Raw genomic sequence first — 10,593 nt, forward strand, 5'->3', positions numbered from 1 at the left:
CGTAATAGCTATGATTGAACTTTATTTATTTGCTGTAATTGATTAATATAATTGAATAAAATTTGATTAAATATAAAGGGAATATCATATCGCTACTTTAGAAAAAGCAATTTCCTTCGCAACTGAACGGCATTTGGGGCAAATAGATAAAGCAGGGCAACCCTACATCCATCACCCCTTGCGTGTCATGCAAAATGCACAACATCCTGATGCCAAAATTGTCGCTGTTCTGCATGATATTTTGGAAGATACAGCAACATCGGTAACTGATTTAAGATTACTAGGGTTTGATGAAAATATTATTCATGCAGTTTTAGCCGTCACAAAACAAGATGGTGAAAGTCGTTTTCAGGCAGTGCAAAGAACAGTAAAAAATCCGATTGCTTGCGAAGTTAAACTTGCAGATTTACGTGACAATATGGATTTATCGCGCCTGCCCAAAATATCTGCCAAAGATTTGATTCGCTATAAACAATATCAAAAGGTTCAGAAAATACTAAAAGAGGCTTATGCAATTCATCAGCATATAAATACTTTTGATCTGGATTCTGAATATCCAGAGTTTGAATACGGCAGTTTGCAGTTTAATTTTCAATATCTACTGAATGTTCTATTTGATCAATTACATCCAATGGGTGGAAACCAATTTGGTAGTCCTCAGGAATGGTGGATTTTATTCGAAGATGCAAGTGAGTATTTTGCCTACTGTAAGCGTAAAAAATTAAAACCTTTTCTAAAACATTTTATTCAATTATTTAATTCGACTGATCGTGATTTTTTTGGCAGTTCATTCCAAACACCGGAAGATCAAGATATCTTGATGGAAATCTACAATAATGTTCTTGTTCATCATTTTAAGAAGGATATCGTATGATTTTGAAAGAGGACTTAATGATTGATGGATTGCACTACATACTCAAATTTGATCATTATAGTTTTTCCTTTTCTTTAAATAGACCACCCCGTGCCAGAGTCCAGATCAATTACCGTAAACATCCTGAATTAGCCCTATTTAGAGATGATCCCATATATGAAGATATCAACTTGAATTTACCTGCCATGAAAGTTTTTAATGCGATTAGTCAGAGAGTTGAGGAGCTTATCTATAAGCATGATATTCATTATTGGTCTTTTAGTGCGACCTCAACTAAAAAAGCGAATGTCTACGAAAAACTTTTAAAGCGATGGATGACTCGGAACACCATGGCTTTTAAATATGATCGTGTGGGAAATGATTTTTATGTATATGTAGAGAACAATTTTAATGATTTATACCGCTAATATAGCAGATAATTTAATGTAAATTTCATTTTTCCGTTTTTGAACCGTACCGGGTTTGTTGGAGGAGTTTATTAAGATAGGCTGCCTGACCTAACACAGCGATTAAATTGAGACTGTAAATTAAATTCTACTTTCTCGCATTTTTTTGAGCAGTCAATGTCAACAAGTTCTAATGTAATAGATATACTACATGAAGTAAAAATTATATAATGAAGGGGTAAATAAGATGCCAATGATAATCCAACATATAGATGCAATTGCGAGAAAAAAAGGAAGTGATGTACTTTTTGTTAGTTTTAGTGAAATGACAATAGAAAATCACAATTATAAAGAGTTAACTGAGCGAAATGAATTAATACAATGGCTAAATTATAATAATATTTCATTTGAGTTTTGTTACGGTATGGCTAGTGATAATGTTATACAGCAACCATATCTAGGTAATTTATTCTTAGATGTCAGTTTTGATAAAAATGATCCTTTATATATTAAACTAGAAAAACATTTGGAAAATCGAGATGGAAGTCCAAAAATTCCAGGGGTGCAATTTTTTTATTGTCCATTAGATGTAGCTATGCAAAATTCACATTATGATTCCCCAGATTTTTTTCATGAATAGAATTTTTAACAATAGACCTTGCGGAGTATGCTTTTACCTAATTTTGAATTGGTTAAAACCTTATAAAATATAGTTTGTGGCTGTTTAAATTTTGACTAATGCAAGGTCTAATATATTTTTTAAGGCGACTGATGCAAAAATCTACTTTTTGTTAAAGGATGGCTAATCATTGTATTTCAACCGCAGATTATGCACGAATGCTAAAAAATCTGGGATGCAAATATTAACCAAGAAGAAGATCATTTTTTGATTTATGAAAGAAGTCTATAGTAGTATTTGTTTTTTTAGTACTTTATAAAAATATTTGGGGTTAATATGAAACTACACAATGATAATTTAATTTTTTCACCCTCTGATTTAATTTTGTTTTTAGAAAGTCCTTTTGCTTCCTGGATGGAACATTTCAGTCTTACTACTCCTGAAACTTTAGATTTAAAAGATCAAGATGATGCAATGATGCTCATGCTTCAGGATAAAGGAGCAGAGCACGAATCATCTGTATTGGAAGAGTTGAAGCAACAAGGCTTAACAATTACAGATATAGGATTAAGTTCAGATAAGAAAGCTGCAACGATACAGGCTATGAAAGAAGGTGTAGATGTTATTTTTCAGGCTTGTTTAAGTAAAGGTAAGTTTACTGGATTTGCTGATTTTTTAGTTAAGGTTCCAGGTTCTAGTCAACTTGGGGACTATCATTATGAAATTTGGGATACCAAACTCTCTAAATCACTACAACCTTATTACACCATCCAACTGTGTTGTTATCAGGAAATGATTGCAGCTATTCAAGGCCGTTATTCGAATGATTTTGTCATTATTTTAGGCGATCAAACTCAACAGCGATTGAGAACACAAGAATTTTACTATTACTACCAATCAGTAAAAAATGCCTTTTTGCAATTGCACGAAGAATTCGATTTAGAAAAGTACCCTAATCCTTCTGACTCCAAGTCATGGGGTTGTTGGAGTAATTATGCGAAGCAATTACTCAAAGATAGAGATCATCTTTCTCAAGTTGCCACAATTACACGCTCGCAAATCAAGAAGCTGAATGCTGAGGGTATTCAGACGATGCAAGATTTGATTGATAGTGATAAGCTAAATATTAAGGGCTTGAATACTGATGTATATAAAAGATTAAAAGCTCAGGCTCGGATTCAGCGGCAAAGTGAAGGGCTTACAACGCCTTTATTTGAAATCATTAACACTCATGAAAAACTAGGATTGGCATTATTACCCCAGCACTCTGAAAATGATGTGTACTTCGATATCGAGGGGTTTCCTTTAATTGAAGGGGGACTTGAGTATTTATGGGGATGTACATATTTCGATGAAAAGGGTGAGCGTAAATTTATAGACTTTTGGGCTCACAATGAAATTGAAGAAAAAATAGCATTTAAATCATTTATCGAATGGGTTTATGCACGTTGGCAGCAAGATCCTACGATGCATATTTACCATTATGCAAACTATGAAATTGCTGCATGTAAGAAGCTTATGTGCCGTTATGGTGTTTGTGAATTTGAAGTAGATCAATTGTTAAGAAATGAAGTTTTTGTTGATTTATACAAGATCGTTAAAAATGGATTACGGATTGGTGAACCTAAATATTCTATTAAAAATGTAGAACACTTATACCGTGGTAAACGTGAAACAGAAGTGGGTTCCGGTGGCGATTCTGTTGTCGTGTATGAAAATTGGCGAGTTAATCCAGATGGATTAATCTGGCAAACATCACAAGTCCTGAAAAGTATCCGAGACTACAATATTGATGATTGTAATAGTACGCAAGAGCTGGTGGCTTGGTTGCATCAGAAACAGCAAGAATTTGGCATCCAGTATGTAGGAAAAAAAGACATTGTAGAAAAAGAGCTAAGTGAGGAAATAACGGCAATAACAAACTTAAGAGATCAATTATTGAGTAAAGCAGAATCTCTTAAGTCTCACGATATAATTGAGTCACAAATTTGTGAAAACATGGCTTGGGCTCTGGAGTTTCATCGTAGAGAAGCTAAGCCAGTTTTTTGGCGACTTTTTGAAAGAATGGGCTTAACAGTAGAAGAGCTTTATGATGACCTTGATTGTCTAGTAAATTGTATTCGTACAGACAAAGATCCATTTAAACCAACCCCCAAAGCAAGAAGCTTAGCATATGAGTATTCATTTGATCCTCATCAAGAATTTAAAATGGCAAATACCACTAGCTTTTATATTCTTGGGGAGGAAGATGAAAAGGGAAACAATCTTAAAGCGACATTATTAAAAGAGCATTCATCAGTTTCAAAAGGCAGAATTTGCTTACAGCTTAAAGAACCGCTTTCTGTTGTGCATTTAATTCCAGATGATTATGTGAATCCAAAGCCTATTCCAAAAGCAATAGAAACAGTAGTCCGAAGCTATTATGAAAACCAGCTCAATGATGATGCTATTCTCCATTTTTTAAGACGGGATTATCCACGCATTAAGGGTATAGAAAAGGGAGAAATAATTGTTTCGAGCCATAAAAACTTAGAAAAGTTGGATCAAATAAAATCGGCAATTTGTAATTTGGATAACTCATATATTGTGATTCAAGGACCTCCTGGAGCAGGAAAAACCTTTACAGGTAAGCATGTTATTGCAGAACTACTTAAGCAAGGAAAAAAAGTAGGCATTAGCTCAAATTCCCACAAGGCAATTAATAATCTTTTGATTGGTGTGGCACAGTATTGCCAAAATGAAAATATTCCAGCTCATTTCTGTTGTACAAAAAATACAGATACTGAAATTGAAAACTTTGGAATTTCAGAAATTAAGAATGACAAAATAGTTGAATATCTTGATGGAGCATGTGTCGTTGGTACCACAGCGTGGGGGTTTTCTCGTGAGGAATTAAATAAGCAATTTGATTATTTGTTTATTGATGAAGCAGGGCAAGTATCGGTAGCAAACTTAATTGCAATGAGTCAATCAGCTCATAATTTGGTTTTAATGGGTGACCAAATGCAACTAGGACAACCCGCTCAAGGTACGCACCCTGGCGATAGTGGTTTGTCTATTTTAGATTATTTGCTAAAAGATCATCCAACAATTGAGCCTAATCGAGGCATCTTTCTCGACACTACCTACAGAATGCATTCAAAAGTAAATGAGTTTATCAGTCAGGCCATTTATGAGGGTAAGTTAAATTCACACAAGTCTAACGATCTGCAAGTTATTCAAGTCCCTGATGGTTATAAGGGGGTATTAAACAAGGAAGCAGGTGTTGTATTCATCCCCGTTGAACATGAAGGAAATACTCAAGCGAGTAATGAAGAGGTTCAAGCGATTCAACATGCTGTGAATGAGCTCATTGGGCGAATTTATACCGATAAGGAAGGTAATAAAAAGCCTATTACTTTAGATGATATTTTATTTGTAGCACCATATAATTTTCAAGTGACTAAGCTTAAATCTGCTTTAGGTGAACATGCAAAGCTGGGAAGTGTAGATAAGTTTCAAGGCCAGGAAGCACCTATTGTGTTTTTCAGCCTATGTGCAAGTGATGCGAATGATTCACCACGTGGAATGGATTTTTTGTTTGATAAAAACCGTTTAAATGTAGCGAATTCGAGAGCACAGTCTTTAGCGATCGTGGTGGGGAATCCCAACTTAATAAATTGTAATACAAGTAATATTAAACAGCAGAAGTTAGTGAATGTATTTTGTCAGTTAATGGCATATGCAAAATGAATAGCGGAATACATTAATAAATTAATTTAAGAGTTAAAGGATATATAAGTGGCTATTGAAGTTCTAGATAAAAGATATGAGTGGATTGAGTTTTATAGGAAAACAGTATTTCCTCATATTCGTGGATATGAAGAAAAACAAACCGAACTTGCTAATGATTTAAAAAAATTTAAAGAGGAAGTAAGTCATAATTTTCGACCTGATAAAATCTTAGGTGAAAATGGTTTAATAATTGATGATCCGAATCATCATACCGAAATAGATCCTTTTACAGTGTTAGCTTTAATCAATGTAGGAACCACTGAAAAGAGAAAAAAATTGCACAGACTTTTATTAGATAAGTCTTTCGACCTTGATCTAACAGGTATTGCAGAGTCTGATGCTCAAAGTGTGTGGTTTTATCCATATAAGGCAAATGAAAAAAACAAAATAATAGTAGAAAGATCGGAAAAAATTATCCCTAACTTATGGAAGTTATTTAATGATGTTGTCGAAATTCAGAATGAAGATATCGATTCAATAAAAGATCAAGTTTTAGATATTTTACCCAATGCATCTATCGGAATTAATAAGCTTTCTACAGGATTGAGCCGTTGCCGGCCAGATTTGTTTTTTCCTTTAAATTCTATAGGTACGAAGTTTCTTAATAAGTATGGTATTAACTACAGAGATATTTCTGTTAATAACGTAGAAAAAGCATCAAAAGTATGGACAGACTACTGTACTGCTATAACGGAAATAAAAAATAGGTTTGAAAATAAAGAACTCTATGAATTGTATTATCAAGCAGTTTGTGAAATAGAGTCTGAGAGATGTAAAAATGGAAAAGATAAAAATAAATCGGATGAGAATGAATCTTCTGAATTAGATGAAAATATAAATAATTTAGATTTTCCTCTTAATCAGATTTTATATGGTCCAGCCGGCACAGGTAAAACATATGTAACTATCAGTAAGGCTCTACAAATAGTAGTACCCGATTGGTGGAGTGAAGATTTAGAAAGGTCTAGATCCACTATTGTTGAACAATACAAAGTTTTAGTTGATGAAGGTAAAATCAGTTTTGTTACTTTTCACCAAAGTTATGGTTATGAAGACTTTATTGAAGGCATCAAAGTTAAGAGAGTAGAGGGACAATTAGATTATGACGTTAAATCTGGTGTTTTTAAAAATATTTGTAAACGAGCAAAAAACAATCCAAATGAAAATTATGTTTTGATTATTGATGAAATTAATCGTGGGAATGTTTCAAAGATTTTTGGTGAGTTGATCACATTAATTGAAGAATCAAAAAGAGAAGGAAAGTCAGAAGAACTAGAAGGTCTAGAAGTTACATTACCATATTCTAATGAGCCATTTAGTGTACCAAATAACCTTTATATTATTGGAACAATGAATAGTTCTGACCGCTCATTAACTTCAGTTGATATCGCCTTAAGACGGCGTTTTGAATTTATCGAAATGCTGCCAGATAATAAGGTTTTAAAGAATATCCAAATCAAAAATGCTACTGAGATTAAAGTCGATCAGTTACTAAAAGTGATGAATAATAGAATCAAAGTTTTATTAGACCGTGATCACTGTATTGGTCATGCATATTTTACCCCGTTAATAGAAAAACCAAGTTTAGAATCATTGATGACAATTTTTGAAAAAAGAATAATCCCATTATTGCAAGAATACTTTTTTGATGATTGGAGTAAGATTAATTTGGTACTTGGTAATAACGAGATGATAAAAACTGAAAAATTAGATAAATCCCTATTTCCAAATATGGATGAACAACTAATGAAAAACCTTGAAAGTAGAAATTGGGAAATTAATCAAGATTTATTTAAAAATGAAGCAGACCTTCAGGATAAAATTGATTCTCTTCTGCAGATTGTTTCAGGCGTGAAAGCAAAAGAAGATGACTTGTAATAGGCTGAATTATAGTGCTTCTGAGTATTAGAGAATACGGTGTCATTGAAGACTATGGCACTAACCAACCTTATGCAATGGGACTAGATCATATCTGCGTCCCTAATTCAGTATTTGATTATTTATGTAAGCTTTCTAGCCAAGCTAAAAAAAATGGTGCTGCCATTTTTGAGTTAGAAGGCAGACGTAAAATAAAAGTCGATAACTATGTCGGTATTATTCAAACACCATGTGGTCATACCATTGAGATTTTACCCAAGCATATAGAGCTACCAGTTCAACAGGAAGATAGTAAGAGTCAGGAATTCCACAAAGAAATAGAAAACGTAATTAAAAAAGAACGTGCATTACTCAGAAAAATGCTGCGAGCCTTATGGAAGCTTCCATCCCCTCGAGAAGCAGGCTCAGCCTCATTGGATAAGTTAGATTTACCTTTGAGTGAATGGATCATGAGTCGCTTTTTGGAGGCATGCAACCTATTGCTTCAGCGAGGTGTAAGGTCTGAATATCAATGTGTTGCAGAGCAAAGTGCCTATTTGAAAGGTAAATTGAATATCCAAAGATATCTGACTCAACCAGTGACCGAGCAACATCGTTTTCCGATTGAACATGATATTTTTTCTTTAAATACCGCGCCAAATCGTCTTATTAAAACTGCATTAGAAAAAATCTGTAAACTCACAAAAAATACTGATAATTGGCGATTGGCAAATGAAATCCGTCTTAAATTGAGTGAGGTGCCAACGAGTAGATTGCCGCGTTTAGACTTTCCCCAATGGAAATCAGGTCGTTTATATGCTCAATATGAACCAATCAAAGTCTGGTGTGAAATAGTCCTAGGAGAGCAGACACCATCTGCATTACATGGTGAATGGCATGGAATGAGTTTGCTGTTTCCGATGGAAAAGTTATTTGAAGCTTATGTGCTGAGTAAGGTTGAAAAAGCATATTCGGATCATTATCGAATCCAAAGGCAGAAGAGCAATAAATATTTGTGTCATCATAATGGAAAAGATAGATTTAATCTTCGGCCAGATATTTACTTTGAAGCGAAAAATAAAAATATTCATAGCAATATGATTTTAGATACAAAATGGAAATTATTGGATCAGAATAGTGAAGATCAGCGTTATGGAATCAGCGATGGTGATATGCAGCAAATGTTTGCTTATAGTTATATGTACCTTGAACACGATGGTCCAATAGTTTTGATTTATCCAAAAAGTTCCAAATTTAATAAAGCTTTACCAGAGTTTCGGTTAAATAAGCATGAAATAGATCAAGGGAAAAATCCAGAGATATTGGTTCTTCCTTTTGATCTAGATAATGATGAATTAATCGGTTTTGATATGAAAAAATTAAGCCATTAGAGACTATTGACTCAAATGTACGATAGCTAACCTATTATCTGATAGTGGATACTTTGAAAGCACAACGCTAAAGAACACATCTCTATCTTTTGCATATGTTAAATGATCAACAGTATTTTCTATCCGCTTTAAATAGCCAGATTCAGAAGAGAATTCATAGCCTATTGAGAAATTGAAGGATACTGTTTCAGTATTCGATATCGTATTAAGGTAGGTATGGAGTTGTTGTTCATAACTAACATTATCTTGCAATATTTCATGGATATTGATGCATCGATATCCATCTTTATATGAGTCAGAATTAAAAAAATCCTGAGGGTCAAGATAATATTCAGCCGAGCAATAGAACTTAATAAAACTATGGTAAAGATTTTCTAAAGCTTGTTGAGAATTCATCGACTGCTCGTACTTAAAGATTAGGGCATGTAGATCATTTTCTAATTTATTCTTTGAACATGTAGGCATGATAAGATGAATTTTATTACAATTTATTTGTAGATTGCTAAGTTCATCACAGGACTCCAAGATGACAATATGGATTTTATTTTCAGTCTTTCTAGGGATCTGTTCTAAAGTTTTAACTGTAAATAATATAGGGTTTAGTCCATCTTCAAATGGCTTATAAAAATCAAGTGAAATTTTATTATTTGTATAAATAACAATATTTTGTAATGAATCGGAGGCTGTCGTGGTCATGTTCTATAATGTGATTCAAAATTCGTAGAAGGTTTTATTCATAGCATGAATGATGTAATAAAGATACTTGTAAACCAAAATTATAATTCAGTTTATATCGTTGGAGATCTTCACGGGTCTTATAGTCTTCTAATGCAAGAGCTTCATCTAAAGAATTTTGATTTTGAAAATGATCTACTGATATGCACAGGAGATCTCATCGATAGAGGTACTGAAAATTTAGAATGTATTTCATTACTCGATCAAAAATGGTTTTTGACTGTGCGCGGTAATCATGAAGAAATGTGTATTCGAGGACAGCATGATCCTAAAATGAAAGACATGCATGCAAGAAATGGGGGAGCATGGTTTTATAGACAATTTCAAAAGACACGGCAGAGAATTATTGGTCGTTTAGCAAAGTTACCATTGGTGATTGAAGTTGAGCTGAAAGATAAAAAGATAGGTATTGTTCATGCCGACATTGATATTCACGATTGGAATGCTTTTAAGGAAGATCTTGTTAAAGGCGATTATAAAATTTCTGGAATCACATCGGCTTATACAAATGCTTTGTGGGGGCGGGGGAGAATACGTAATTACTCAGATAAATATGATATTGTCGAAAATATTGACGAAATTTATATTGGTCATACAATTGTCAAAGAGCAGACACAAATCGACAATTGTCACTATATTGATGTAGGCTCATATTTTACTAAGAAGCTATGTATTGTTAAAGTCCAATAAAAGAAGGTGAACCGTACCGGGTTTGTCGGAGAGTCAATATTCTGAGATGAGAAGCTTTGCTTCGCAAGACGTAGCGAAGCGTAGTGTCCCGATGACAAAATTAAAATATACCCCTGAAATCAGAGAAAGAGCGGTTCAATTATTGATTGAATCTGAAAAAGATTATCCTTCTACTTGGGCTGCAATCACAGCAATTGCGCCTAAGATTAGTTGTACTCCTGAAACACTTCGTGCCTGGCATCAGCGGATGTACAACTTGCGACACTA

At 33.7% G+C, this 10,593-nt stretch carries 7 protein-coding genes and 1 pseudogene; 7 read left to right on the plus strand and 1 reads right to left on the minus strand.

From position 1 onward, the window contains the following. Nucleotides 1-88 precede the first annotated feature (88 nt). The 6 genes and pseudogenes from B2727_RS18145 to B2727_RS18170 all read left to right on the plus strand — a co-directional run. A pseudogene (locus tag B2727_RS18145) lies at nucleotides 89-499 on the plus strand (guanosine-3',5'-bis(diphosphate) 3'-pyrophosphohydrolase); the annotation flags it as partial. Nucleotides 500-870: 371 nt separating this feature from the next. Further along, the gene (locus B2727_RS18150) at nucleotides 871-1,281 is read left to right on the plus strand and encodes a hypothetical protein (RefSeq protein ID WP_241345465.1); all 411 of its coding nucleotides are present in this window, start codon (nucleotides 871-873) and stop codon (nucleotides 1,279-1,281) included. 226 nt (nucleotides 1,282-1,507) lie between these two features. Further along, entirely contained in the window at nucleotides 1,508-1,900 is a 393-nt protein-coding gene (locus tag B2727_RS18155; protein ID WP_241345464.1) for a hypothetical protein, read from the plus strand. Nucleotides 1,901-2,215: 315 nt separating this feature from the next. Further along, nucleotides 2,216-5,611: a TM0106 family RecB-like putative nuclease gene (locus tag B2727_RS18160; protein ID WP_241345463.1), complete on the plus strand. Its 3,396-nt coding sequence runs from the start codon at nucleotides 2,216-2,218 to the stop codon at nucleotides 5,609-5,611. Between the two features lie 48 nt (nucleotides 5,612-5,659). Further along, entirely contained in the window at nucleotides 5,660-7,531 is a 1,872-nt protein-coding gene (locus B2727_RS18165) for an McrB family protein (protein ID WP_241345462.1), read from the plus strand. A 14-nt stretch (nucleotides 7,532-7,545) separates the two neighbouring features. Further along, on the plus strand, nucleotides 7,546-8,901 hold the full coding sequence (locus tag B2727_RS18170; protein WP_241345461.1) for an McrC family protein: 1,356 nt from the start codon (nucleotides 7,546-7,548) through the stop codon (nucleotides 8,899-8,901). A gap of 3 nt (nucleotides 8,902-8,904) precedes the next feature. On the opposite strand, the gene B2727_RS18175 is transcribed toward B2727_RS18170, so the two are convergent. Continuing rightward, nucleotides 8,905-9,597 carry a hypothetical protein gene (locus B2727_RS18175; protein ID WP_241345460.1) on the minus strand — a complete coding sequence of 231 codons (693 nt, stop codon included), beginning with the start codon at nucleotides 9,595-9,597 and terminating at the stop codon, nucleotides 8,905-8,907. 45 nt (nucleotides 9,598-9,642) lie between these two features. On the opposite strand from B2727_RS18175, the gene B2727_RS18180 reads away from it, so the two are divergent. Further along, a complete protein-coding gene (locus B2727_RS18180; RefSeq protein WP_241345459.1) occupies nucleotides 9,643-10,326 on the plus strand; it encodes a metallophosphoesterase in 684 nt (227 codons plus the stop codon). Nucleotides 10,327-10,593: the final 267 nt, after the last annotated feature.

It is taken from the genome of Acinetobacter sp. UBA991 (genome assembly GCF_002292065.1).
In the GTDB taxonomy this organism is placed as follows: Bacteria; Pseudomonadota; Gammaproteobacteria; order Pseudomonadales; family Moraxellaceae; genus Acinetobacter; species Acinetobacter higginsii.

Coding starts and splice junctions, on each gene's coding strand:
- B2727_RS18150 (WP_241345465.1), top strand. CDS start 871: ATGATTTTGAAAGAGGACTTAATGATTGATGGATTGCACTACATACTC.
- B2727_RS18155 (WP_241345464.1), top strand. CDS start 1,508: ATGCCAATGATAATCCAACATATAGATGCAATTGCGAGAAAAAAAGGA.
- B2727_RS18160 (WP_241345463.1), top strand. CDS start 2,216: ATGAAACTACACAATGATAATTTAATTTTTTCACCCTCTGATTTAATT.
- B2727_RS18175 (WP_241345460.1), bottom strand. CDS start 9,597: ATGACCACGACAGCCTCCGATTCATTACAAAATATTGTTATTTATACA.
- B2727_RS18180 (WP_241345459.1), top strand. CDS start 9,643: ATGAATGATGTAATAAAGATACTTGTAAACCAAAATTATAATTCAGTT.